Genomic DNA, 25,704 nt, shown 5'->3' with positions numbered 1-25,704 from the left:
CCACATTTGGTTTTGGGTTTATCCCAATAACAGGGTGCCGCTGGCGACCAGCGTCGCATTCCCGCCAATCTTCACCCGCTCCCCTTCCAGCCGACAAAACAGCTCCCCACCCCGCGCCGAACGCTGGCAGGCGGTCAGGCTCGATTTGCCCAGACGTTTGGACCAATACGGAATCAGGCTGCAATGGGTCGAACCGGTCACCGGGTCTTCATTGATGCCAATCGCCGGGGCAAAGTAGCGCGAGACAAAATCATGCTGATTGCCGCGTGCCGTGACGATCGCGCCGAGCCACGGCAGCTTGGCCAGCGCGACCATGTCCGGCTTGCAGTCAAGCACCGCCTGCTCCGACTCCAGCACCACGAACAATTCGTTGGAACCCAGCACATCCACCGCTTCAACGCCCAGCGCGCGCTCGACATCCAGCGTCACGCCGATCTCTGACGGGACGATCGACGGGAAGTCCAGCCACAGGCGATCGCCCTCGCGGCTGACGCTCAACGGTCCGGACTTGCAGATAAAGTCCAGACGCTCGGCATTCTCTTTATGGATTTCGAACAACACATAGGCGCTGGCCAGCGTCGCATGGCCGCACAGCGGTACTTCGGTGGTCGGGGTGAACCAGCGGATATGCCACACCGCACCTTCGCGCACCACGAAGGCGGTTTCCGCGAGATTGTGTTCGGCGGCGATCTTCTGCATCAGCTCGTCCGCGAGCCACGCATCCAGCCGATAGACCATCGCCGGATTACCACTGAACGGCCGATCACTGAACGCGTCGACTTGATAAAACTCCAGCTGCATAACCTTCTCCCTAAGACAGTCGGCAGAGCATGCAGCCACGCTGTAATCAGCGCCAGTGACAGAACCGGCGAATTTTCTTCATACAGCGGTGTGCGTCATGCGCGACCGATGTCGGCGAATCTGGCCTGAGTGTGTTCGGCCAGCACTGCCGGCGCCAGTTCGACTTCCAGCCCGCGCCGGCCGGCACTGACATAAATAGTGGAAAAGCCCTGGGCGGAATTATCGATGAAGGTGCGCAGGCGCTTCTTCTGCCCGAGCGGGCTGATGCCGCCCAACAGATAACCAGTGGAGCGCTGCGCAGCTGCCGGGTCGGCCATCTCGACCTTCTTCACCCCTGCTGCGTGCGCCAGCCCCTTGAGATCGAGGCTTCCGACGACCGGCACCACGGCCACCAGCAATTCGCCTTTTTCACTGGCGGCGAGCAGCGTCTTGAACACCTGCGCCGGCTCCAGCGCCAGTTTTTCCGCCGCCTCCAGCCCGTAGGACGCGGCCTTGGGGTCATGTTCGTAACTGTGCACGCGATGTTCGGCACGAACTTTTTTCAACAAGTCCAACGCAGGGGTCATGGCAGCTCCAGGCTCGGCATCGACAGAAAATTCCTGCGCCGGATTCTAGGTCATCACAGCGTAAAAGGCTCTAGCGCAAGCCCCGTTTTCCGCGCTCTGCCGGCGAACCGCCGAGCCATCACCGCAGTCCTGCGCAGGATCATTCAGCCGGTTGATAGTTTAATTGTGACCAATGGTTCACTTTCGACCTTTGACAGGTTTGTTTCTTGTCTATATTTTTTCGAATCTGAATAATGCAAGAATCACCGTCACCGCAGCACCCTGCAGCAGACCGGGAACAGGATGGGGATCCTGCCTCGGGGAAAATCGCGCTTTGCCCTGTCGGCAAACGCGCCAGACAACAACAAAAATCGAGGTTTTCATGACAACTGCTTTACAGCAACCATCGCTCTCGAGCCAATGCATGGCCGAGTTTCTGGGGACTGCGTTACTGATCTTTTTCGGCACCGGTTGTGTCGCCGCGCTCAAAGTCGCGGGCGCCAGCTTCGGCCTGTGGGAAATCAGCATCATCTGGGGCGTCGGCGTGAGCATGGCGATCTACTTGACCGCCGGAGTGTCGGGCGCGCATCTGAACCCCGCCGTGAGCATCGCCCTGAGCATTTTCGCTGACTTCGAAAAGCGCAAACTGCCCTTCTACATTCTGTCGCAGATCGCCGGCGCATTCTGCGGCGCGCTGTTGGTTTACACGCTGTACAGCAACCTGTTCTTCGATTACGAACAAACCCACCACATGGTGCGCGGCACGGCGGCGAGCCTTGAGCTGGCGTCGGTGTTCTCGACCTTCCCTAACCCGGTGCTGTCCACCGCCCAGGCGTTTTTGGTCGAGGTGATCATCACTGCGATTCTGATGGGCGTGATCATGTCCCTGACCGATGACAACAACGGTCTGCCAAAAGGCCCACTGGCGCCGCTGCTGATCGGTCTGCTGATCGCGGTGATCGGCAGTTCGATGGGCCCGCTGACCGGATTTGCGATGAACCCGGCCCGTGACTTCGGTCCGAAACTGATGACTTTCTTCGCTGGCTGGGGTGAAATTTCCTTCACTGGCGGCCGCGATATTCCGTACTTCCTGATTCCGATTTTTGCACCGATTGTCGGTGCCTGCCTCGGCGCTGCCGGGTATCGCGGGCTCATTGCCCGTCACCTGACCGGCGCCACACCTGCTACAAAGGATGCAGAACCGGCCATTGACGGCAAACCAAGAACTTCTTGAAACAGTCGGCGCGGGTTCCTGCCCTTTTCGAACCCGCGCCACGGCCCACTCTCCCTTATTTCGTCCAAGGCAATCGACATGACCGACATTCAGAACAAGAACTACATCATTGCCCTCGATCAGGGTACGACCAGCTCCCGCGCGATCATTTTCGATCGCGACGCGAACGTGGTCTGCACCGCCCAGCGCGAATTTGCCCAGCATTACCCGCAAGCCGGTTGGGTCGAACACGACCCGATGGAAATCTTCGCCACCCAGAGCGCGGTGATGGTCGAAGCACTGGCCCAGGCTGGCCTGCACCACGACCAGGTCGCCGCGATCGGCATCACCAACCAGCGTGAAACCACCGTGGTCTGGGACAAGACCACTGGCCGTCCGGTGTACAACGCCATCGTCTGGCAGTGCCGCCGCAGCACCGAAATCTGCCAGCAGCTCAAGCGCGATGGCCACGAAGACTACATCCGCGACAACACTGGTCTGGTCACCGACCCGTACTTCTCCGGCACCAAACTGAAGTGGATCCTCGATAACGTCGAAGGCAGCCGCGAGCGTGCACGCAACGGCGAACTGCTGTTCGGCACCGTCGATAGCTGGCTGATCTGGAAATTCACCGGCGGCAAGGTGCACGTCACCGACTACACCAACGCCTCGCGCACCATGCTCTTCAACATCCACTCGCTGGAGTGGGATTCGAAGATGCTGGAAATCCTCGACATCCCGCGCGAGATGCTGCCGCAAGTCAAAGCCTCTTCGGAAATCTACGGCCGCACCAAGAGCGGCATCGCCATCGGCGGTATCGCCGGTGACCAGCAAGCGGCGCTGTTCGGCCAGATGTGCGTCGAGCCGGGTCAGGCGAAAAACACCTACGGCACCGGTTGCTTCCTGCTGATGAACACCGGCGACAAAGCAGTGAAATCGCAACACGGCATGCTCACCACCATCGCTTGCGGCCCGCGCGGCGAAGTGGCTTACGCGCTGGAAGGCGCGGTGTTCAACGGCGGTTCGACCGTGCAATGGCTGCGTGACGAACTGAAGATCGTCAACGACGCCCACGACACCGAATACTTTGCCAATAAAGTGAAGGACAGCAACGGCGTGTACCTGGTACCAGCCTTCACCGGTCTGGGCGCTCCATACTGGGACCCGTATGCCCGTGGCGCATTGTTCGGCCTGACCCGCGGTGTACGCGTGGATCACATCATCCGTGCCGCACTGGAATCCATCGCCTACCAGACCCGCGACGTCCTCGACGCCATGCAACAGGACTCCGGCGAACGCCTCAAAGCCCTGCGCGTAGACGGTGGCGCGGTGGCGAACAACTTCCTCATGCAATTCCAGGCCGACATCCTCGGCACTCAGGTCGAGCGCCCGCAGATGCGCGAAACCACGGCACTCGGCGCGGCGTATCTGGCCGGCCTGGCCTGCGGTTTCTGGGGCAGCCTGGACGAGTTGCGCGGCAAAGCGGTGATCGAGCGCGAGTTCGAGCCAAGCCTGGACGAAGCGGCAAAAGAGAAGCTGTATAAAGGCTGGAAAAAAGCCGTCAGCCGTACCCGTGACTGGGAACGTGAGGACGCTGAATAAGCCAGTCTGAGGACTGGTAACGGCATGTAACTGGTCGGGAGGAGATTCCTGCGGCATCATGGGCAAATTTTGCACGGCAGCCCAAAGGAAGCCCCATGAATCTGCCTCCCCGTCAGCAGCAAATCCTCGAGCTGGTCCGCGAACGCGGTTATGTCAGCATCGAGGAAATGGCCACGCTGTTCGTTGTTACCCCGCAAACCATCCGCCGCGACATCAATCAGCTCGCGGAAGCCAATCTGTTGCGTCGCTACCATGGCGGCGCAGCTTACGATTCCAGCGTCGAAAACACCGCTTATGCGATGCGCGCCGACCAGATGCGCGATGAAAAACAACGCATCGGTGAAGCCATCGCCGCGCAGATCCCCGATCATGCCTCGCTGTTCATCAACATCGGCACCACTACCGAATCGATCGCCCGCGCCCTGCTCAACCACAATCACCTGAAGATCATCACCAACAACCTGCACGTCGCCTCGATGCTCAGTGCCAAGGATGATTTCGATGTGCTGCTGACCGGTGGCAATGTGCGCCGTGACGGCGGTGTGGTCGGTCAGGCGAGTGTGGACTTCATCAATCAGTTCAAGGTCGACTTTGCCCTGGTGGGCATCAGTGGCATCGACGAAGACGGCAGCCTGCTCGACTTCGACTATCAGGAAGTACGCGTCTCCCAGGCGATCATTGCCAACGCACGGCAGGTGATCCTGGCGGCGGACTCCAGCAAGTTCGGGCGCAATGCGATGATTCGTCTGGGTCCGATCAGTCTGATCGATTGCCTGGTCACGGATCAGCAACCGGTGCCGGCGCTGGCGCAGCTGCTGAGTCAGCACAAGATTCGTCTGGAAGTCGTTTAACCCCCTCAAGATCAAAAGATCGCAGCCTTCGGCAGCTCCTACAGGAAACACATTCCACTGTCGGAGCTGCCGAAGGCTGCGATCTTTTGCTTTTAATGTTCGGATATTTTCCTTTCCCCGCCCTTCGATGAGTTTTTTCAATCGAACGCGACTGGCTGTGCGCGTCTTTATCGGCTACCATTTTCGCAAATGAACATTTATGTTCGATTTCCAAGACAGAAAATCAAAAGAGCCCGAGGCCAGCCGATGTCCACCTCTACCTTGCGTACGCCCCCTGTTGCCGAGATCTACGATGTTGCCGTGATTGGTGGCGGGATCAATGGCGTGGGGATTGCAGCGGATGCCGCCGGTCGCGGTCTCTCGGTGTTCCTTTGCGAAAAGGATGACCTGGCCAGCCACACCTCGTCGGCCAGCAGCAAGCTGATCCACGGTGGCCTGCGCTACCTCGAACATTACGAATTCCGTCTGGTGCGTGAAGCGCTGGCCGAGCGTGAAGTGCTGCTGGCCAAGGCACCGCACATCGTCAAGCCGATGCGTTTCGTGCTGCCGCACCGCCCGCACTTGCGTCCGGCGTGGATGATCCGCGCGGGTCTGTTCCTGTACGACAACCTCGGCAAACGCGAAAAACTGCCGGGTTCGAAAAGCCTGAAGTTCGGCGCTGACAGCGCGCTGAAAAGCGAAATCACCAAGGGCTTCGAATACTCCGATTGCTGGGTCGACGATGCCCGCCTGGTGGTGCTGAACGCCATGGCCGCGCGGGAAAAAGGTGCCCACGTGCACACCCAGACCCGTTGCGTCAGCGCTCGTCGCAGCAAAGGTCTGTGGCACCTGAACCTGGAGCGTGCCGACGGCAGCCTGTTTTCGATCACCGCCAAAGCGCTGGTGAACGCCGCTGGCCCGTGGGTCGCCAAGTTCATCCGCGACGACCTGAAGATGGAATCGCCGTACGGCATCCGCCTGATTCAGGGCAGCCACATCATCGTGCCCAAACTGTACGAAGGTGAGCACGCACACATTCTGCAAAACGAAGATCAGCGCATCGTCTTCACCATTCCGTACCTGAACCAATTCACCCTGATCGGCACCACCGACCGCGAGTACACCGGTGACCCGGCGAAAGTGGCGATCACCGACGGCGAAACCGATTACCTGTTGAAAGTGGTCAATGCTCACTTCAAAAAGCAGCTCAGCCGCGACGACATCCAGCACAGCTACTCGGGCGTGCGTCCGCTGTGCAATGACGAATCCGACAACCCGTCCGCGGTGACCCGCGATTACACCCTGGCGTTGTCCGGTGGCGGCGAAGAAGCACCGCTGTTGTCGGTGTTCGGCGGCAAGCTGACCACCTACCGCAAACTCGCCGAGTCGGCGATGGCGCAACTGCTGCCGTTCTTCACCCAGATGCGCCCGAGCTGGACGGCCACGGCCACCCTGCCGGGCGGCGAAGACATGACCACGCCGCAGGCCTTGAGTGCGCAGATTCGCGACAAGTTCGACTTCGTACCAAGCGAGATCGCCCGTCGTTGGTCCACCACCTACGGCAGCCGCACCTGGCGCATGCTTGAAGGGGTGGAAACCCTGGCGGACATGGGCGAACACCTCGGCGGCGGGCTTTATACCCGTGAAGTCGACTATCTGTGCAGCGAGGAATGGGCCACCACCGCCCACGACATCCTGTGGCGTCGCAGCAAACTGGGCCTGTTCACCACCCCGGCCGAACAGGAAAAACTGGCGGCGTACCTGGGCACGGTCGAGCAGAATCGCAAGATTGAAGCGGCCTGATCTGAACTTTGTTTAAACGAGAAGCCCCTGAATTGAGCGATTCAGGGGCTTTTTGTTATGTGGATTTTGTTGAACCTGATTGGGGCAGTTAAATCTTTTCCCCCTCACCCCAGCCCTCTCCCCCAACGGGGAGAGGGGGAAGGGAGCCGATCTTCGTGAGTTTCAAAGCTTGAGTTCGACTCGATATCTCACGTCGGCGTAACTCGACCATCCACCACAGTCAGTCCCCTCTCCCTAGGGGCGGTCCGACGTTTCGGGAGGGTTAGGGTGAGGGGCTTTTGATCGTTCGGATTTCCGAACGCGACTTCACGGTCAATTCGGTAAACCGGATCAGAACCGCCAAAAAACACCGTCACAATAGTTTAATAACGTTATAAAACAGCCAGTTAACCTTCCATGACTGGTCTGGCACGACTCATGCTCTACACTCTCTCGACGAATGCCTGCCGTGCCAACACTTCAGGAGCCGTCAGGCATTCGAAGCACAAAAGGGCCGACAAACTGGCTCCATAAAAAAAACAATTCGAGGAAAATTTGATGCGCATCGTTCCCCATATCCTGGGCGCAGCCATTGCGGCCGCTCTGATCAGCACGCCAGTTTTCGCCGCCGAACTCACCGGCACCCTGAAGAAAATCAACGATTCCGGCAGCATCACGCTCGCGCACCGCGACAGCTCCATCCCGTTTTCCTACATCGCGGATGCTTCCGGCAAACCCGTGGGCTACTCCCACGACATTCAGCTGGCCATCGTTGAAGCCCTGAAAAAAGACCTGAACAAGCCAGACCTGCAGGTCAAGTACAACCTGGTGACCTCGCAAACCCGTATCCCGCTGATCCAGAACGGCACCGCGGATATCGAGTGCGGCTCGACCACCAACAACGCCGAGCGCGCCCAGCAAGTCGCCTTCACCACCAACATCTTCGAAATCGGCACCCGTCTGCTGGTCAAGAAAGACAAGGATGGCAACCCGTCCTACAAGGACTTCGCCGACCTCAAAGGCAAAAACGTCGTGACCACCGCCGGCACCACGTCCGAGCGCATCATCAAAGCGATGAACGCCGACAAGCAGATGGGCATGAACATCATCTCCGCCAAGGACCACGGCGAATCCTTCAACATGCTGGAAAGCGGCCGCGCCGTTGCCTTCATGATGGACGACGCCCTGCTGGCCGGCGAAGAAGCCAAGGCCAAGAAGCCGGACGACTGGGTCATTACCGGCACTCCGCAGTCCTTCGAAGCCTACGCCTGCATGGTTCGTAAAGACGATCCGGCGTTCAAGAAGGCAGTCGATGACGCCATCGTCGGCCTGTTCAAGTCCGGCGAGATCAACAAGATCTACGACAAGTGGTTCACCCAGCCGATCCCGCCTAAAAACCTCAACCTGAATTTCAAGATGAGCGAGCAGGTCAAGAAGCTGATCGAGAACCCGAGCGACAAGCCGGCGCCTGAAGTCAAAAGCTGATTGCTGACTAATCTTGTCACCTGAGGGAGCCACCCTCCCTCTGGTGTCTGTTACTACCTGCTGGCTGTACTGTGGAACACTCGACCTGGCTTTCCGAGCCGATCGCGTGTGCCCGGCGTTCAACGTCGGAAGGGAAAGGATTTTCCCCAAGCGGGTGCTTGTACATCGATCGATTTCGGGGGAGACCCTAATGAATTACAACTGGGACTGGGGCGTGTTCTTCAAGTCCACCGGCGTGGGCAGCGAGACCTATCTCGACTGGTTCATTTCCGGTCTGGGCTGGACCATTGCCATCGCCGTCGTCGCGTGGATCATCGCCTTGCTGCTGGGCTCGATTCTGGGGGTCATGCGCACCGTGCCGAGCCGCCTCGTATCGGGCATCGCCACCTGCTACGTGGAGCTGTTCCGCAACGTGCCGCTGCTGGTTCAGCTGTTCATCTGGTACTTCCTGGTGCCCGACCTGCTGCCGCAGAACCTGCAGGACTGGTACAAGCAGGATCTGAACCCGACCACCTCGGCTTACCTGAGCGTCGTCGTGTGCCTGGGCCTGTTCACCGCCGCCCGTGTCTGTGAACAAGTGCGCACCGGCATCCAGGCGCTGCCACGTGGCCAGGAATCCGCCGCGCGCGCCATGGGCTTCAAGCTGCCGCAGATCTACTGGAACGTGCTGCTGCCCCAGGCCTACCGGATCATCATTCCGCCGCTGACCTCGGAATTCCTCAACGTCTTCAAGAACTCCTCCGTGGCGTCCCTGATCGGCCTGATGGAACTGCTGGCGCAAACCAAACAGACCGCCGAATTTTCGGCCAACCTGTTTGAAGCGTTCACCCTGGCCACGCTGATCTACTTCACCCTGAACATGAGCCTGATGCTGCTGATGCGCCTGGTCGAGAAGAAAGTCGCAGTGCCCGGCCTGATCTCCGTGGGGGGTAAATAATGGAATTCGATTTCAGCGGCATCATCCCCGCCATTCCGGGTCTGTGGAACGGCATGGTCATGACCCTGCAGTTGATGGTCATGGGCGTGATCGGCGGCATTGTGCTCGGCACGATCCTCGCGCTGATGCGCCTGTCGTCCAGCAAACTGCTGTCGCGCGTGGCCGGCGCCTATGTGAACTACTTCCGCTCGATCCCGCTGCTGCTGGTGATCACCTGGTTCTACCTGGCGGTACCGTTCGTGCTGCGCTGGATCACCGGCGAAGACACCCCGATCGGTGCGTTCACCTCCTGCGTCGTGGCCTTCATGATGTTCGAAGCCGCGTACTTCTGTGAGATCGTCCGGGCCGGCGTGCAGTCGATCCCCAAAGGCCAGATGGCCGCCGCGCAGGCGATGGGCATGACCTATGGCCAGACCATGCGTCTGATCATCCTGCCCCAGGCGTTCCGCAAGATGACCCCGTTGCTGCTGCAACAGTCGATCATCCTGTTCCAGGACACCTCGCTGGTCTACACCGTGGGCCTGGTGGACTTCCTCAACTCCGCGCGCTCCAGCGGCGACATCATCGGTCGGTCCAACGAGTTCCTGATCTTCGCCGGTGTCGTCTACTTCATCATCAGCTTTTCCGCCTCGCTGCTGGTCAAGCGTCTGCAAAAAAGGTTCGCCGTATGATCTCTATCAAGAACATCAACAAGTGGTATGGGGACTTCCAGGTGCTGACTGATTGCAGCACCGAGGTCAAGAAAGGCGAAGTGATCGTGGTCTGCGGCCCGTCGGGTTCGGGCAAGTCGACCCTGATCAAGTGCGTCAACGCGCTGGAGCCGTTCCAGAAAGGCGACATCGTCGTCGACGGCACCTCGATCGCCGACTCGAAAACCAACCTGCCGAAACTGCGCTCGCGCGTCGGCATGGTGTTCCAGCATTTCGAGTTGTTCCCGCACCTGACCATCACCGAGAACCTGACCATCGCGCAGATCAAGGTGCTCGGTCGCAGCAAGGAAGAAGCGACCAAAAAAGGTCTGCAACTGCTGGAGCGCGTCGGTCTGTCGGCGCACGCCCACAAGCATCCGGGACAACTGTCCGGCGGTCAGCAACAGCGTGTGGCGATTGCCCGTGCGCTGGCGATGGACCCGATTGTCATGCTGTTCGACGAACCGACCTCGGCGCTCGACCCGGAAATGGTCAACGAAGTGCTCGACGTGATGGTGCAACTGGCGCAGGAAGGCATGACCATGATGTGCGTGACCCACGAAATGGGCTTCGCCCGCAAAGTGGCCGACCGTGTGATTTTCATGGACGCCGGCAAGATCATCGAAGACTGCCCGAAAGAGGAGTTCTTCGGCGACATCAGCGCCCGCTCCGAACGCGCGCAGCACTTCCTCGAGAAAATCCTGCAGCACTAAAAGCAATGCACTGAACTCTGTGACGGGGGCGCTTTGTGGCGAGGGGATTTATCCCCGATGGGCTGCGAAGCGGCCCCTGCATTCCAAAGTCAAACCGCATGCAATGGTTTGACGACTGCTACGCAGCCGATCGGGGATAAATCCCCTCGCCACAGAGTCCACCTCCAAACCAGCGGGAATCCACCAACAAGTGTTGTGGTTGACCCAAGGCAACTGTGATGAAATGCGACCCCAATCTCTATCGCGCAGCGCCGCCATCACTTGCCGTGAAGCCTCGTCTGATTCGCCATCTGTTCCTGCCGCCGCTGATCATCGTGCTGATGATCGGTCTGGGTTACGCCGGCTTCTGGACCAGTGAACACTTCGGCATCCGCAGCCTCAGTGAAAGCGGCCAGCGCCAGCTGGAACTGCATGCGCGCACGGTCGAAAGCGAGCTCAGCAAGTACACCTACCTGCCCAGCCTGCTGGAACTGGAAACCAGTGTCCCGCAACTGCTGGCCGACCCGACCCCGGAGCACCGGCAAACGGTCAACGCTTACCTTGAAGGCCTGAACCGGCGCAGCCGCAGCCGGGCCATTTACGTGATGGACACCACCGGCCGTGTAATGGCCACCAGCAACTGGCGCGACGTCGACAGCTACCTCGGTGAAGACCTGTCCTTTCGCGCCTATTTCCAGAACGCAGTGCGCGGCGAGCCCGGGCGTTTCTACGGCATCGGCAGCACCAGCGGCGAACCCGGATACTACCTCGCGCATGGTCTGGAAGAGCACGGCAAGATCATCGGCGTCGCCGTGGTCAAGGCGCGGCTCGAAGCGCTGGAAGAGCGCTGGCAACGGGCACGTCTGGAGGCCTTCGTCAGCGACGAAAACGGCATCATCATCCTCTCCAGCGATCCGGCGCGACGCCTGAAATCGGTGGTACCGCTGAGTGACGAAACCAAAGAAAAACTCGCGCGCAGCCTGCAGTATTACTGGTTCCCGCTCAACGAGCTGCAGCCGCTGGCCCGCGAAACCCTGGCCGAGGGTGTGGAGAAACTGACCTTCCCCGCCAACAGCGAATTGAGCGCCGCCGACGACGACAGCATCAGCTACCTGGCGCAGACCCGACCGCTGAACGACACCCCATGGAACTTCACCCTGCTTACACCGTTGCAGGACTTGCGGCGAGAGGCGATCAACCAAGGGATTCTGGTCTCGGTGGCCTTCGGCCTGGTGGCGTTTCTGCTGATCGCCTGGAATGAGCGGCGCAAGGTCATCGCCACCCGCCTCGCCGCCCGCGAAGCCTTGCAGGAAGCCAACAATCAGCTGGAACGGCGGATTACCGAACGCACCAGCGACCTGCGCGCCAGCAACGAACGCCTCAAAAGCCAGATCCGCGAACGGCGCCAGGCCGAAGAGACCCTGCGCCGCGCTCAGGACGAACTGGTGCAGGCCGGCAAACTCGCAGCCATCGGCCAGATGTCCACCAGCATCGCCCACGAGTTGAACCAGCCACTGGCGGCGATGCGCACGTTGTCCGGCAACACCATTCGTTTCCTTGAACGCGGTCAGCTGGATGTGGCCAGCACCAACCTCAAGACCATCAACGAGCTGATCGACCGCATGGGCCGGATCACCGCCAGCCTGCGCTCGTTCGCCCGCCGTGGTGACGACAAGGGTCAGGCCAGTCTCGGCAAAGCGGTCGACGCGGCGCTGCAGGTGCTCGGTGCGCGGCTGGACAGCATCGCGCTGCAGCTGCATCGGCAGTTCATCGACGTGCAGGTGCAGATCGACCAGACCCGCCTCGAACAGATTCTGGTCAACCTGATCGGCAACGCCCTCGACGCCATGCAGGCGCAACCGCAGCCGGAACTGTGGCTGGAGGGCGAAGAGTACAACGGCAAATATCGCCTGCGGGTGCGCGACAACGGCCACGGTGTCGACGCCGAGACACGCAAGCATCTGTTCGAGCCGTTCTTCACCACCAAACCCGGCGAACAGGGCCTGGGCCTCGGCCTGACCCTGTCCGCCAGCCTCGCGGCCGCCACCGGCGGGCACCTGGGTGTCGAACACCCGGCCAGCGGTGGCACCACCTTCGTCCTCAGTTTACCGTTGGTAAGCCCTACTCCTGCCGAGCCAATATGAACCACGACCTTAGTGTGCTGATCGTCGAAGACGACCCCCATGTGCTGCTCGGTTGCCAGCAGGCGCTGACGCTGGAAGACATTCCGTGCATCGGCGTCGGCAGTGCCGAAGAAGCGCTGGAGCAGGTCGGCGACGACTTCGCCGGGATCGTCATCAGTGACATTCGTCTGCCGGGCATCGATGGTCTGGAACTGCTGACCCGCCTCAAGCAGCGCGACCGCAGTCTGCCGGTGGTGCTGATCACCGGCCACGGCGACATCTCCATGGCCGTCGGTGCCATGCAGAAAGGCGCCTACGACTTCATGGAGAAACCGTTCTCGCCGGAGCGTCTGGTGGACGTCGCGCGGCGTGCGCTGGAGCAACGCAGCCTTGCCCGCGAAGTATCGTCGTTGCGTCGGCAACTGGCCGAGCGCGATTCACTCGAAGGGCGGATCATTGGTCGTTCGCCCGCGATGCAGAACCTGCGTGAGCTGATCGCCAACGTCGCCGATACTTCCGCCAACGTGCTGATCGAAGGCGAAACCGGCACCGGCAAGGAACTGGTTGCGCGCTGCCTGCATGACTTCAGCCGTCGCCACAGCAAACAGTTTGTCGCGTTGAACTGCGGCGGCCTGCCGGAAAATCTGTTCGAAAGCGAAATCTTCGGCCACGAGGCCAACGCCTTCACCGGCGCCGGCAAACGCCGTATCGGCAAGATTGAACACGCCGACGGCGGCACGCTGTTCCTCGACGAAGTGGAAAGCATGCCGCTGCCGATGCAGATCAAACTGCTGCGGGTGTTGCAGGAACGCACCCTCGAACGCCTCGGCTCGAACCAGAGCGTGGCGGTGGATTGCCGGGTGATCGCGGCGACCAAGTCCGACCTCGACGAAGCGAGCAAGGCCGGCGAATTCCGCAGCGATTTGTACTACCGCCTCAACGTGGTGACCCTGGAATTGCCGCCCCTGCGCGAGCGGCGCGAAGACATCCTGCAACTGTTCGAACACTTCACCCAGCAATCGGCGCTGCGCTTTGATCGGGTGCTGCCGGAGCTGGACAACCAGACCCTGTCGAACCTGATGAGCCACGACTGGCCGGGCAACGTGCGCGAACTGCGCAACGTCGCCGAACGCTTCGCCCTCGGCCTGCCGGCGTTCAAGAAATCCGGCGCCGGCAGCGCGGGCCAGGGTCTGGCCTTCGCCGAAGCAGTGGAAGCGTTCGAGCGCAACCTGCTCAACGACGCCCTGCAGCGCAGCGGCGGCAACCTGACCCAGGCCAGCCTGGAACTGGGCATGGCCAAGACCACGCTGTTCGACAAAGTGAAAAAGTACGGGCTGAGCCACTGATGGATCTGCTTCTCAAAGCGGCACTCGGTGCGGCAGTGGTGCTGATCCTCGCCGCGCTGTCGAAAACCCGCAACTATTACATCGCCGGGCTGGTGCCGCTGTTTCCGACCTTCGCCCTGATCGCTCACTACATCGTCGGCAAGGGCCGCTCGCTCGATGATCTGAAGGCGACCATCGTCTTTGGCATGTGGTCGATCATTCCGTACTTCATCTATCTGGCCACGCTGTACGTGATGCTCGACCGCATGCGTCTGGAGGCTTCGCTCGCCGTGGCGGTGGTCGCGTGGCTGATCGCCGCGACCGTGCTTGTCACGCTCTGGGTGCGCCTGCACGCCTGAGCCAGTCGCTGGCCCGCCCCTTGCATTTACCCCGCAAAGCCCCGCCCGGCTGGCCTTCATGAATGATGAGGCCGGTGTCTGGCAGGGTCTGCCAAGGGTGAATAGCGACCTTGAACATTCTCGATCTCGACCACAGCCTGACTGCCCAGGCACCGATTGCGCACCTGCTCGACACTGGCCGCGCCAGACGCCTCGACCTGCTCGACCTCGGCCCGAAACTGCGGCTCTGGTCCAGTGAGCGCACCTGGCGGCGTTTCGCCGAACGCTTGCAGCAACGGCCCCGCCACAGCGGTTCGGCGCCGGAAATCTTCTTCGTCGGCTCCGGCGATTATCACCACCTGACCCCGGCGTTTCTCAGCGACCTGCCTGAGCCGGTCAGCCTGATCCACTTCGACAACCATCCTGACTGGGTGCGCTTCGCGCCGCGTCGGCATTGCGGTTCGTGGGTCAATCAGGCACTGAAGCTGCCGAATATCCGCCGCATCGTGACCCTCGGGCCGTGCAGCGATGACCTGCAGAATCCGCAGCTCAAGGGCGGCAACCTCGCGGCCCTGCGGCGTGGGGTGCTGCAGCTGTTTCCGTGGCAGCACCCGCCCTCCAGAGTCTGGGGCCGGGTCGGGGATGGCGCCGGGCATGCGCAGCAGGAAAACATGCTGCACTGGCGCAACTTGTCCGAACTGGACTGGGCACTGTTCCTCGACAATATGATCGCCAGCCTGCCGACCGAGGCGGTGTGGATCACCATCGACAAAGACGTGCTCGCCAGTGAAGACGCCGCGACCAACTGGGATCAGGGCGGCATGCGCCTGAGCCATATGCTCCAGGCGCTGCGGGCCCTGGCGGCGAGCAAACGCATCATCGGCATCGACATCTGCGGCGAATACGCGCGCCCGGCCTTCAGCAACGTGTTCAAACGCTGGGAAGCGAAAACCGACCAGCCACCGGCCGAGCGCTGGAACGACGCCGATATCTTGCGCAATGCGGCGACCAATCAAGCCTTGATCGAGCTGTTCGAGGAGCTGTTTCCATGACCTTCACCGTGATTGTGCTGGTGGCCCTGTCGATTGTTCTCGATGTGATCGGCCAGCTGTGTTTCAAACTCGGCCTGGACCGTTTGCCGGAACTGGAGGGTGGTTTTCGCCTGCAGCTGTTCTGGGGTCAGGTGTTCAACGCGCCGCTGTTGTGGGCCGGGATTGGCGCCTATGCAGTCGAGTTTTTCGTCTGGCTCGGCGCCCTGTCGCGGGCGCCGCTGAGCCTGCTGTTTCCCGCGGCAGCGCTGGCCTACTGCGGGGTAGTACTGGCGGGCAAACTGGTGCTCGGTGAAACTGTCAGCCGACGGCGCTGGCTGGGCACCCTGGTGATCACGGCGGGCGTGATGCTCGTGTGTGTCGGCCATGCGTGAAGCGCCATTGGTTCTACCGAGGAACGAAGCCATGCACTGGCTGCACGGCCGTCTGGGCACCGTGGTGCTGTGGGCGTTGTTGATCATCCTGGAAAGTGGCGGGCAGATCGCGAGCAAGGTCGGCGGCGATCAACTGGGGCAGATGAACTTCACCTCGCAATGGCTGCAGGACATCGTCATGACCCCCGGCGTGTGGGTGGCGATTGCCTGCTACATCGGCGCGTTTTTTGTCTGGATGCTGATCCTGCGCCGCAGCAGCCTGTCACTGGCGTTCCCACTGAGCTCGCTGGTGTTTGTCGGCGTGCTGCTGGGCTCGTGGCTGGGCCTGGGCGAGCAGATCAGCCTGCTGCACTGGGTTGGCGTCGCAATCATCATGGCCGGGATCGCCCTCCTCGCCGAAGGCGAAGAACACTGAAATCCCCATGTAGGAGCTGCCGCAGGCTGCGATCTTTTGATCTTGAAAGCAAAGATCGCAGCCTGCGGCAGCTCCTACACAAGCGAACACCGAAAATCCCTGTAGGAGCTGCCGAAGGCTGCGATCTCTTGATCTTGAAAAGCAAAGATCGCAGCCTGCGGCAGCTCCTACACAAGCAAACACTGAAAATCCCTGTAGGAGCTGCCGAAGGCTGCGATCTTTTGATCTTGAAAAGCAAAAGATCGCAGCCTGCGGCAGCTCCTGCACAAAGCAGTCAGGCGTCGGGCTTTTGGTGGTTCAGCAGAAAGCCCAGACCATGCGCCAGCGGAATATCCTTCACCCCCGCCTCCTGCTGCTGCCGGGCGATCTGCCGGTGAAAGGCCTTGACCTGCGTCCAGTGCATTTTCGGTCGGTAGTGATGCTCGGCGTGGTAGCCATTGTTCATCCACAACAGGTTATACAGCGGGCTGTAGGCACTCACGCCCCAGGCAATCGGCAGGTCCGGGTTGCCGCCAAAATGTTCGTAGTAACCGTTGAGCGATGACAACGCTTGCCCCAGATACCAGAACGGCAGCAACACCAGCACCGCTTGCCAGTCGTACACCGCCAGCAGCAGATAAAACGCCACTGTCAGATAGATTTCCACCTGCACCCAACGCGCATCCTGCGGCCGTTTACGGCGCATTTCCACGTAGATCGGCTTGGGATCGTCGCGAAAAAAACTCAGGAAGGTGTAGGTCCAGGGGTTCTCCGGCCGACCGTTTTCCCCACGCAGGTAAATCGACAGCGGATCAATCGTCTTGCCATCCGCCCCCGGCCGGTCCGAGTTGCCACGGTGATGCCAGTTGTGGATATCGCGATAGAGGGTTTGCGAAAAACCGATGGTCAGCGACAACAGCAGATCGAACGCCCGATTCAGCCACGCCGGGGTGAAATAGGCGTTGTGGATCTGGTTGTGGGAAATGCTGTTGATGCTCCACGACAGGCTGATCGCATAGCCCAGCGCCAGCGGCACAAAGGCCCACCACGACAGCTGATGAAAGGCGGACACCAGCCACAGGACAAAGGCGAAATGCGCGACGCCCAAAGCGATGGGGATCAGGTCCCATAACGAATGGGCCAACAAACGGTAAGCGGGGCGAGCCATGAAGAACATCCTGCAGGAAGGGATTCGACATGGCTGTCTGCAAAGCGCAGACCAATTCGCCCGGACGCGGAATCAGTCGAACTTGTAGGCGATGGCCGCCTGCACTTCGCCCTGATTGCTGTCGCCCACCGCTTTGACGATGCTGCTGTCGGCCGCCGAGCGGGTCAGGTGAATCCAGCTCGCGCTGGTGAGCAGCGACCAATGCGGGGCCAACGGGAATTCGAAGCTCTGGGTCAGCGTCAGGTTCTGCAGACCACCGCCGGCGTTATACGCGCGAAAACCCGAGGCTTGGGCTTCCTTGTCGCTGACGCCAAAGAAGGTCTGCGTGCCCTGGGCATCGGCGAAATGCGCGGTCAGGTTGCTGCTGCCGATCACTCCGCCGCCCAGTGGATAGCCGATCTCGCCGCCGACCCGACCGAACACCCCACCCTGGCCACTGCCACCGCCGACAGCCTGACCCACCGAGGCAAATATCCGCCAGAAATCGGCCGGCGCGTACTGCACGAAACCGCCGGCCTCGGCCATGTCCGGCACATCGCGCAGGCCGCGCAATTCGCCGTTGGCGGTGCGCCCCGAGAGGTAATTCAGATACGGCCCGGCGCTGAAACCGTTGCTTTTCAACGCGCTCCAGGTCAGGCCGTCGTCGGTACTGAGGCTGACATCACCCCAGTCCAGATCGAGGTACGGGATCGGCCGGGGTTCATAGCGGCTGCCGGTCGGATCATGGGGCTGATACCCCAGCCCCAGGCCCGCTTCGCCCGTAATGCCATCGGCCACGGCGGCCCCGGAAAAGCAGGCCAGTGCGCTCAATAACGCCAGTGTCTTCCTCTGCATGAGGCGATTCCTTTTGCTGAACTTGCGCGCATCTATCGCCGGATTTCGTCCCTGGCACAAGCACTCATGTTGTTTGTAGCAAGCTACAAAAATTGTAGCTTCACTCTGCGAAAACCCCGTGTCGCCCCCGCCATTACGGGGCTTGGGCCATTTGGCACAGTCCCTGCTCCCACCCTTGCCAGGCGCAGACCGCGCACCCTGACAACGGCCTCGACCCAACAGGTACCGCAGATGATTGACTGGCATATCGTGTGTGATTTCGACGGGACGATCACCCGTACCGACGTCATCGACAGCATCCTTGAACGCTTCGCCGACCCGAGCTGGGAAGCCATCGAAAACGAATGGCTGCAGGGCAGGATCGGTTCCCGCGAATGCCTCAGCCGCCAGCTGGCGCTGATCCAGGCCACACCGTCGCAATTGCTCGAATTCTTCGACAGCATCGAGATCGATCCCGACTTCCCCGACTTCGTCGACCACGTGATCGGCCTCGGCGCTTCGCTGGAAGTGGTCAGCGACGGCATCGAGCAAGGCATCGCGCGGATCCTGGCGCGCAACTACGTGACGCTGCTGCCGATCCTCGCCAACCGCCTGCGGCAGATCGACCACGACAAGTGGCGCATCGATTTCCCCTACGCCAGCGACGCCTGCCGCGCCGCGTCCGGCAACTGCAAATGCAAGTCCACGCCGAGCAGCAAACGCGTGCTGGTGATCGGTGACGGCCAGTCCGACATGTGCGTGGCGGCCACCGCCGACTTCGTCTTCGCCAAGGATCGCTTGGCCGAGCATTGCGAACGCAACGGCATCGCCTACGCGCGTTTCGACAGTTTCGCCGAACTGCCGCAATTGCTGGCGCGCCTGCCGCAGGCCGCGGCCGCCAACGCCGTGAATTTCAGCACCGACTCCCCTTCTGAAGCACAGGAAACCCTGCACCATGTCTGATATCCGCATTGCGACCGCCGAAGACCAGATCCTTCTGGAAAAAGAAGCCAAGTACTGTTCCTACGGCGACACTGTTCACTACATCGAACCGCCGCGCATCTTCAGTCGCTGCGAAGGCTCCTACGTCTGGGACACCGAAGACCAGGCCTACCTCGACCTGCAGATGTGGTACTCGGCGGTCAACTTCGGTTACGCCAACCCGCGCCTGAACAACGCGCTGAAACAACAGATCGACACCCTGCCGCAGATCGCCAGCCAGTACCTGCACAAGGGCAAAATCGAGCTCTCGGAAATGATCGCGGTCGATGCCAAGAACAAGTTCGGCCTCGACGGCCGCGTGCACTTCAACGTCGGCGGTTCGCAGTCGATCGAGGACTCGCTGAAAGTGGTGCGCAACGCCACCCATGGCAAAAGCCTGATGTTCGCCTTCGAGGGCGGTTACCACGGGCGCACCCTCGGCGCCTCGTCGATCACTTCCAGCTACCGCTACCGCCGCCGCTACGGGCACTTCGGCGAGCGTGCGCAATTTATCCCGTTCCCGTATCACTTCCGTGGCCCGAAAGGCATGACCAAAGAAGAGTACGGCAGCCACTGCGTGCAGCAATTCGCGCGGTTGTTCGAGACCGAATACAACGGCGTCTGGGACCCGAAGGTCGGCCAGAGCGAATACGCCGCGTTCTACGTCGAGCCGATCCAGGGCACCGGCGGCTACGTGATTCCGCCGATGAACTTCTACAGCGAACTCAAGCATGTGCTGGATCAGCACGGGATCCTGATGGTGGTCGACGAAATCCAGATGGGCTTCTACCGCACCGGCAAGCTGTGGTCGATCGAACACTTCGACGTCAAACCCGACGTGATCGTCTTCGGCAAGGCGCTGACCAACGGCCTCAATCCGCTGGGCGGCATCTGGGCCCGTGAAGAGCTGATCAACCCGAAAGTCTTCCCGCCGGGCTCGACCCACTCGACCTTCGCCTCCAACCCGCTGGGCACTGCGGTAGGTCTGGAAATGTTCAAGATGACCAACGAAATCGACTACGGCGCGATGGTCATGGCCAAGGGCAAATACTTCCTCGAAGGCCTGCAAGACCTGAAAAAACGCTACCCGATCATCGGCGATGTCGACGGTCTGGGCCTGGCACTGCGCTGCGAGATCTGCACCGAGGACGGCTTCACCCCGGACAAGGCCACCCTCGACTTCATGGTCGAAGAAGGCATGAAGGGCGACATCGAAATTGACGGTCGCCGTCTCGGTCTGATCCTCGATGTCGGCGGCTACTACAAGAACGTCATTACCCTCGCGCCGTCGCTGGAAATCAGCTATCCGGAAATCGACCTCGGCCTGGCCCTGCTCGACCGCTTGCTGCACCGGGCGATGAAACGATGATCGACATAGAGATCGACATGGGCGAAGGCAACGCCGGTTTCGTTCTCGGCAACGGCGAGGTCGCGGTGTTGTTGATCCACGGCCTCACCGGCACCCCGACGGAATTGCGTCGGGTGGCCGTGGGCCTGGCGAAAGCCGGGCACACCGTCTACGTGCCGACCCTGGCCGGGCACTGCGGCGGCAATGCCGACCTGCAGGCCACCGGCTGGCGCGACTGGTATGAAAGCGCACGCAACACCTTCGTCGGCGTGCGCCGCAAACATCGCACGGTCTACGTCGGTGGCTTGTCCATGGGTGCGGTGCTGTCGATGTACCTGGCCGCCGAGCATCCGGGGCAGATCGAAGGCTTGCTGCTGTACTCGACCACCCTGCGTTACGACGGCTGGAGCATCAACAAACTGGCGTTCCTCACCCCGCTGCTGATGAAAATCCCGTTCGGCGTGCACCTGTGCAGTTTCGAAGAGAAGCCGCCCTACGGCATCAAGAACGAGCGCCTGCGGGCCATCGTCGAACGCCAGATGAAAGAAGGCCAGAGCAGTCAGGCCGGGCTGTTGACCATGGAAGGCGTCACCGTGCGCGAACTGCACCGACTCAATGCCGTGGTGAAGAAAAGCATGCCGTCGATCACCACACCGGCACTGGTGTTGCACTCCATCGAGGACGACATCACCAGCCGCTGGAACGCCGATTACGTCGAACGCAATCTCGGCGGGCCAGTGACCAAAGTGCTGCTCGACGACTGCTATCACATGATCACCGTGGACTTGCAGTACCGCCGTGTCGTCGAGCTGAGTGCCGACTTCATCCAGCGCGGCGTCCTGCCCGCGCTCGCCGAACCGACAATCGTGCCACTGCAAGCCCGACAACTGGCCTGAGCCGTTGCGGTCCGACTCGCCGACACAAGGAACCGACGTGATCACCGCTCAAGCCTTTGCAAGCATCGAAGCGATCGACCGCTGCGCCTGGAATGACTGCTTCGCCGATGAGCTGGAAGACTGGGACTATTACCGCGCCGTGGAACGCGCGGGAATTGACGGTTTTCACTGGCGTTATCTGACCCTGCAGGAAGACGGTCGAGTGCTCGCCGCGGCCGTGGCGTTCACCACCGCCTACTCGCTGGACACCACGTTGCAGGGCGCGGGCAAACGCGTCAGCCAATGGCTGCGTCGGCGCCGGCCGGGGCTGTTCGACATTCACCTGTACGCCCTCGGCTCACCGGTGGCCGAGAAATGCCATGTCGGCACTGCCTCGCACGTCGAGCTGGCGCAGCGTCCGGCGTTGCTCGCGCAACTGCTGACGCTGGCGCAACAGGACGCCGAGCAGCTCGATATCGGCCTGTTCGCCATCAAGGACGCCTCGCATCGCGATCAACAATGGCTGGATGTCTGCAACCAGGCCGGTTTGCAAAGCATGCCCGGCCTGCCCGGCGCCGAACTGCCGATCACCTTCGCCTCGGTGGATGCGTACCTCGGCAGCCTCGGCAAATCCACGCGCAAGGACCTGCGCCGCACCTTGCGCAGCCAGGGTCCGCGCACCGAGTGGCGACGCTCGGTGCACGACTTGCTGCCACGCATGATGGAACTGTACGAAGCCACCCTCGCCCGCAGCGATCTGGCCTTCGAATGCCTGCCCGCCGCGTACTTTCGCGAAGTGCTGGCCCACCTCGACGAGCGCGCGGCATGCGTGCTCTATTGGCTCGACGACGAACTGGTGGCGTTCAATCTGCTGCTGCTCGACGGGCAGCGGATGGTCGACAAGTTTTTCGCCCACGATCTGGCGCGCACCCGCGAATACAATCTTTACACCCGTAGCTGGCTGTTCAATGTCGACTACTGTATTGAACACCGACTGGCGATCTACGCGTGCGGGCAGGCCGGTTATGCCAGTAAGCTGCGCCTGGGTTGCGCGTTTGTCGGCAACACGCTGTTTTTCCGCCATCGCAACCCGCTGTTCGACCACCTGTTGCGTCTGGTGAAACGCTTCGTTCGCCCGGATCGCTCCGACCCGGCCATGGCTGCTGCAATAAGCGAAATCCAATGATCAAAGACCGCCGCACCCCGCCTCGATCTTTCGCCCTGTCCGGCTGGAGCCTGCAACGCAAACTGGTGCTGGCGTTCTGGCTGGTCAGCGTGATCCCGACCATGATCGCCGCTGAACTGGCGGCCACCACGCTGTCGCAGATTTTCGACAGCAACGTGCGCATCTGGCTGCAGGAATCCTCGAAGATCGTCGAGGACGAGATCAGTGAAATCCTCCGTGACAACGCCCGGGCCGCGCAGTTGTTCATGCGCCACACGCGCGCGCCGCTCGACCGCCATTCCGCCCGACAAGACAGACTGACCGCCGACATCGCCGACTCGATGGGCATCGATGTCGTGGCGCTGATCCGCAACAGCGACAACAAAATGGTATTCAGCACCGCCGCCGACGATATCGTCAGCCAGATCAGCACGGCACCCAAGGCGGTGCTGCAAACCCTGCAAGTCGGCGGCGTGGCTACCGGTACGGTGATCTCGACGTTCGAAACCGATCAGGACGGCGTCGACTACAAAATGATCGTCGGCACGTATCTGGACAACAGTTTCCTGACCAGCGTCGCCGATGTGCATTCGCTGGACCTGCGCCTGTACCTGGCCAAGGGCGATGATTTCTCCGAGATTTTCTCCACCCAGCGCTTCCAGGATCATCCCCTGCAACTGCCGGAAGACATCGAGCAGATCCTGCGTAAAACCAAAGGCCCGTACGAACAGTTCACCAATAACTACAGCGGAATCTACCGGCCGATCTTCAACGAAAACGGCCAGTTGCAGGGGGTGATCTTCAGCGGTCTGCTGCGCCATACCAGCCTCGTCGGCCTGGTCAACCAGAGCAATCTGTTCATCCTGATTTTCCTCCTCAGCTCGGCAGCCTCGCTGGCGGTCGGCTGGCTGGTGTCGCAGCGCCTGACCAAGCCGTTGCGCGGTCTGTCCCGAGGCGTGCAGGCGGTGATCGCTGGCGATTATCACCAGCGCCTGAACGTGAATGGCGGCGACGAACTGGCGGAACTGAGCAGCACCTTCAACCACATGAGCCAGCGGCTGGAGGAGTTGCAGCATCTCGAGTCGCAACTGCGCCGCCGTGACCGCTTGCACGCGCTGGGCGAAGTGGCCATGGGCCTGGCCCATGAAATCCGTAACCCGCTGGGTATCATCAAGACCGCTACGCAACTGCTGCACCGCCGCGCGGATCTGCCGGAAACCGACAAGCGACATCTGGAATACGTGGTCAAGGAAGTCAGCCGGATCAACGACCTGATCACTGAATTCCTCGACTTCGCCAAACCCAGCGCACCGATCCGTGCCACCCAGTCAGCACGGGCGCTGGTGGATGAACTGGCCGGGTTCTGCGAGCCGGAACTGGGCAGCCATAACATCGATCTGCACATTGAAGATCAGGCGCCGGGGGCAACGATCTATGCCGATGCCAAACAGCTGAAACAGGCTGGCCTGAACCTGATCGTCAACGCCATTGATGCCATGCCCGACGGTGGTCGCCTGACTCTGAGCATCGCCAGCGCCGGAACATTCACCCTTATCAGCATCGCGGATACCGGTCAGGGGATTGAGGCGGACATGCTCGAACGCATCTTCACCCCGTTCGTCACCACCAAGGCCTCGGGCACCGGCCTGGGTCTGGCGAAGGTGTTTTCGGTCATGGAAAACCACAACGGCCGGGTCGAATGCGTCAGCGAAAAAGATGCCGGCGCCACCTTCAGCCTGTACATTCCGGCCAATGGCGAGGACTTCGACGAGAGCGACGATGACGCATAACATTCTGGTGGTGGACGACGAACCGAAACTCTGCGACCTGCTGGCCTCGGCCCTCGGGCAGAACGGCATCAGCGTGTTCACCGCCGGCAATGGCCTGCACGCGCTCAAGCTGCTGGAGAGCGAAGACATCGACCTGCTGATCAGTGACTGGCGCATGCCCGGCATGGGCGGCGCGCAGTTATTGGCGGAAGTCAAAACCCGCTATCCGCAGATGCCGGTGATCGTCATGACTGCCTACAGCACGGTGAAAAACGCCGTGGAATCGATGCGCAATGGCGCGTTCGATTACATCGCCAAGCCGTTCGACATCGACGAACTGGACATCACCGTCAGCAAGGCCCTGCAGTTTCGCGACATCCTCAAAGACAACCAGCGCATGCGCGCCGAACTCGACGAGCATCGGCAGATCGACAGCCTGATCGGCGACAGCCCAAGCTTTCGCAGCGTGCTGCAAGCGGTGGATTCGGTACGCGAAAGCAGCGCCACCGTGCTGCTCAGCGGCGAGAGCGGCACCGGCAAGGAAATGGTCGCCCGGGCCATCCACAAACACGGCAATCGCGCCGACAAGCCATTCGTGGCAGTGAACTGCGCGGCGATTCCCGAAGGGTTGCTGGAAAGCGAGATGTTCGGCCACCGCAAAGGCGCGTTCACCGGTGCTGTGGCCGATCGTATCGGACGCTTTCAGCAGGCCGACAAAGGCACCCTGTTTCTCGATGAAATCGGCGAAATGCCGCTGGCATTGCAGGCGAAGATTTTGCGTGCCCTGCAGGAACGAGTGATCGAACCGGTGGGCGATACCAAGGAGCGCAAAGTCGACGTGCGGGTGATCGCCGCCACCAATAAAAACCTGCTGCAAGCGGTGGCCGACAAGGAGTTTCGCGAGGACCTCTACTACCGCCTCAACGTGTTCCCGATTCCGCTGCCGGCGCTGCGCGAACGGGTCGAGGACATCGCGCCGCTGGCCCGGCATTTCGCCCACACCCTGGGCGCCGCTGCCGGCAAACGCATCAGCCGTTTCAGCGCGCAGGCCTTGCAGGCGATGACTCGCTATTCCTGGCCGGGCAATATTCGTGAACTGCAGAACTGCGTAGAGCGCGCGACCATCGTCGCCTCCGCCAACATCATCGAAGAGCAGGATCTGCCAGCCTACTTGTTCGCCGCCCAAGCCTCCGACAACAGTGGCTCGCTGACCGAGATCAACGGCGTGCCGGCGGATCTGGAGGCGGCGCTGGCGGAAGTCGAGAAAGCCTACATTCTTGCCGCCCTGCAGCAGAGCAACGGCGTCCAGGCAGCCGCGGCGCAGTTGATCGGGATCTCCGAGCGCAGCTTCTGGTATCGGCTGAAGAAGCTCGGGATCCACGTCGACAAGATCGTTCGTTGAGGCC

The 25,704-nt window shown here is 61.1% G+C and carries 24 protein-coding genes; 20 read left to right on the top strand and 4 right to left on the bottom strand.

The annotated features are described in order from the left end of the window. Nucleotides 1-18: 18 nt before the first annotated feature. Complete coding sequence (locus tag ACXR0M_RS12740; protein WP_458832202.1) at nucleotides 19-801, bottom strand: PhzF family phenazine biosynthesis protein; 783 nt, start codon at nucleotides 799-801, stop codon at nucleotides 19-21. Nucleotides 802-896: 95 nt separating this feature from the next. Further along, nucleotides 897-1,367: a Cys-tRNA(Pro) deacylase gene (gene ybaK / locus ACXR0M_RS12735; protein ID WP_458832201.1), complete on the bottom strand. Its 471-nt coding sequence runs from the start codon at nucleotides 1,365-1,367 to the stop codon at nucleotides 897-899. Between the two features lie 361 nt (nucleotides 1,368-1,728). Here ybaK and ACXR0M_RS12730 point away from each other — a divergent pair, with 361 nt between their 5' ends. The 14 genes from ACXR0M_RS12730 (at nucleotide 1,729) to ACXR0M_RS12665 (ending at nucleotide 16,200) form a co-directional block, all read left to right on the top strand. Then, the gene (locus ACXR0M_RS12730; protein ID WP_169842333.1) at nucleotides 1,729-2,580 is read left to right on the top strand and encodes an MIP/aquaporin family protein; all 852 of its coding nucleotides are present in this window, start codon (nucleotides 1,729-1,731) and stop codon (nucleotides 2,578-2,580) included. A gap of 78 nt (nucleotides 2,581-2,658) precedes the next feature. Next, nucleotides 2,659-4,161 carry a glycerol kinase GlpK gene (glpK, locus tag ACXR0M_RS12725; protein ID WP_458832200.1) on the top strand — a complete coding sequence of 501 codons (1,503 nt, stop codon included), beginning with the start codon at nucleotides 2,659-2,661 and terminating at the stop codon, nucleotides 4,159-4,161. Between the two features lie 95 nt (nucleotides 4,162-4,256). Continuing rightward, nucleotides 4,257-5,012, top strand: coding sequence for a DeoR/GlpR family transcriptional regulator (locus ACXR0M_RS12720; RefSeq protein WP_007916700.1), 756 nt, complete (start codon nucleotides 4,257-4,259; stop codon nucleotides 5,010-5,012). A 246-nt stretch (nucleotides 5,013-5,258) separates the two neighbouring features. Then, nucleotides 5,259-6,794 (top strand): glycerol-3-phosphate dehydrogenase, encoded by a 1,536-nt coding sequence (gene glpD, locus ACXR0M_RS12715; protein WP_458832199.1) that lies wholly within the window; start codon nucleotides 5,259-5,261, stop codon nucleotides 6,792-6,794. A 537-nt stretch (nucleotides 6,795-7,331) separates the two neighbouring features. After that, nucleotides 7,332-8,258: a glutamate/aspartate ABC transporter substrate-binding protein gene (locus tag ACXR0M_RS12710; RefSeq protein ID WP_458832198.1), complete on the top strand. Its 927-nt coding sequence runs from the start codon at nucleotides 7,332-7,334 to the stop codon at nucleotides 8,256-8,258. A 190-nt stretch (nucleotides 8,259-8,448) separates the two neighbouring features. Beyond that, on the top strand, nucleotides 8,449-9,195 hold the full coding sequence (locus ACXR0M_RS12705) for an amino acid ABC transporter permease (RefSeq protein ID WP_064589006.1): 747 nt from the start codon (nucleotides 8,449-8,451) through the stop codon (nucleotides 9,193-9,195). Beyond that, a complete protein-coding gene (locus ACXR0M_RS12700) occupies nucleotides 9,195-9,866 on the top strand; it encodes an amino acid ABC transporter permease (protein WP_458832197.1) in 672 nt (223 codons plus the stop codon). The genes ACXR0M_RS12705 and ACXR0M_RS12700 overlap by 1 nt, the downstream gene beginning before the upstream one ends. Beyond that, nucleotides 9,863-10,597 carry an amino acid ABC transporter ATP-binding protein gene (locus ACXR0M_RS12695; protein ID WP_095136942.1) on the top strand — a complete coding sequence of 245 codons (735 nt, stop codon included), beginning with the start codon at nucleotides 9,863-9,865 and terminating at the stop codon, nucleotides 10,595-10,597. The genes ACXR0M_RS12700 and ACXR0M_RS12695 overlap by 4 nt, the downstream gene beginning before the upstream one ends. A 218-nt stretch (nucleotides 10,598-10,815) precedes the next feature. After that, on the top strand, nucleotides 10,816-12,720 hold the full coding sequence (aauS, locus tag ACXR0M_RS12690) for a two-component sensor histidine kinase AauS (protein ID WP_458832196.1): 1,905 nt from the start codon (nucleotides 10,816-10,818) through the stop codon (nucleotides 12,718-12,720). After that, entirely contained in the window at nucleotides 12,717-14,045 is a 1,329-nt protein-coding gene (aauR, locus tag ACXR0M_RS12685) for a two-component response regulator AauR (RefSeq protein ID WP_458832195.1), read from the top strand. Before aauS ends, aauR begins: the two co-directional genes overlap by 4 nt. After that, the gene (locus ACXR0M_RS12680; protein ID WP_458832194.1) at nucleotides 14,045-14,383 is read left to right on the top strand and encodes a GlpM family protein; all 339 of its coding nucleotides are present in this window, start codon (nucleotides 14,045-14,047) and stop codon (nucleotides 14,381-14,383) included. Before aauR ends, ACXR0M_RS12680 begins: the two co-directional genes overlap by 1 nt. A gap of 110 nt (nucleotides 14,384-14,493) precedes the next feature. After that, on the top strand, nucleotides 14,494-15,414 hold the full coding sequence (locus ACXR0M_RS12675) for an arginase family protein (protein WP_458832193.1): 921 nt from the start codon (nucleotides 14,494-14,496) through the stop codon (nucleotides 15,412-15,414). Beyond that, nucleotides 15,411-15,785 carry a DMT family transporter gene (locus tag ACXR0M_RS12670; protein ID WP_458832192.1) on the top strand — a complete coding sequence of 125 codons (375 nt, stop codon included), beginning with the start codon at nucleotides 15,411-15,413 and terminating at the stop codon, nucleotides 15,783-15,785. The genes ACXR0M_RS12675 and ACXR0M_RS12670 overlap by 4 nt, the downstream gene beginning before the upstream one ends. A 31-nt stretch (nucleotides 15,786-15,816) precedes the next feature. Beyond that, nucleotides 15,817-16,200 carry a DMT family transporter gene (locus ACXR0M_RS12665; protein WP_458832191.1) on the top strand — a complete coding sequence of 128 codons (384 nt, stop codon included), beginning with the start codon at nucleotides 15,817-15,819 and terminating at the stop codon, nucleotides 16,198-16,200. A gap of 274 nt (nucleotides 16,201-16,474) precedes the next feature. On the opposite strand, the gene ACXR0M_RS12660 is transcribed toward ACXR0M_RS12665, so the two are convergent. Together ACXR0M_RS12660 and ACXR0M_RS12655 are read right to left on the bottom strand one after the other, a co-directional pair. Continuing rightward, nucleotides 16,475-17,347: a fatty acid desaturase family protein gene (locus tag ACXR0M_RS12660; RefSeq protein ID WP_458832190.1), complete on the bottom strand. Its 873-nt coding sequence runs from the start codon at nucleotides 17,345-17,347 to the stop codon at nucleotides 16,475-16,477. Nucleotides 17,348-17,419: 72 nt separating this feature from the next. Further along, complete coding sequence (locus tag ACXR0M_RS12655) at nucleotides 17,420-18,181, bottom strand: MipA/OmpV family protein (protein WP_458832189.1); 762 nt, start codon at nucleotides 18,179-18,181, stop codon at nucleotides 17,420-17,422. A 231-nt stretch (nucleotides 18,182-18,412) separates the two neighbouring features. Here ACXR0M_RS12655 and ACXR0M_RS12650 point away from each other — a divergent pair, with 231 nt between their 5' ends. The 6 genes from ACXR0M_RS12650 to ACXR0M_RS12625 are packed head-to-tail and all read left to right on the top strand — an operon-like array spanning nucleotide 18,413 to nucleotide 25,700. After that, complete coding sequence (locus tag ACXR0M_RS12650; protein WP_458832188.1) at nucleotides 18,413-19,123, top strand: HAD-IB family phosphatase; 711 nt, start codon at nucleotides 18,413-18,415, stop codon at nucleotides 19,121-19,123. Then, complete coding sequence (locus ACXR0M_RS12645; RefSeq protein WP_458832187.1) at nucleotides 19,116-20,510, top strand: aspartate aminotransferase family protein; 1,395 nt, start codon at nucleotides 19,116-19,118, stop codon at nucleotides 20,508-20,510. Before ACXR0M_RS12650 ends, ACXR0M_RS12645 begins: the two co-directional genes overlap by 8 nt. Then, a complete protein-coding gene (locus ACXR0M_RS12640; RefSeq protein WP_458832186.1) occupies nucleotides 20,507-21,385 on the top strand; it encodes an alpha/beta hydrolase in 879 nt (292 codons plus the stop codon). The genes ACXR0M_RS12645 and ACXR0M_RS12640 overlap by 4 nt, the downstream gene beginning before the upstream one ends. 37 nt (nucleotides 21,386-21,422) lie before the next feature. Continuing rightward, nucleotides 21,423-22,550 carry a GNAT family N-acetyltransferase gene (locus ACXR0M_RS12635; protein ID WP_458832185.1) on the top strand — a complete coding sequence of 376 codons (1,128 nt, stop codon included), beginning with the start codon at nucleotides 21,423-21,425 and terminating at the stop codon, nucleotides 22,548-22,550. Further along, nucleotides 22,547-24,319: a sensor histidine kinase gene (locus ACXR0M_RS12630; RefSeq protein ID WP_458832184.1), complete on the top strand. Its 1,773-nt coding sequence runs from the start codon at nucleotides 22,547-22,549 to the stop codon at nucleotides 24,317-24,319. The genes ACXR0M_RS12635 and ACXR0M_RS12630 overlap by 4 nt, the downstream gene beginning before the upstream one ends. Next, nucleotides 24,309-25,700 (top strand): sigma-54-dependent transcriptional regulator, encoded by a 1,392-nt coding sequence (locus ACXR0M_RS12625; protein ID WP_458832183.1) that lies wholly within the window; start codon nucleotides 24,309-24,311, stop codon nucleotides 25,698-25,700. The genes ACXR0M_RS12630 and ACXR0M_RS12625 overlap by 11 nt, the downstream gene beginning before the upstream one ends. The last annotated feature ends 4 nt before the right edge of the window (nucleotides 25,701-25,704 follow it).

It is taken from the genome of Pseudomonas sp. Eth.TT006 (genome assembly GCF_054456575.1).
This window is presented reverse-complemented; position numbering and strand designations above follow the sequence as displayed.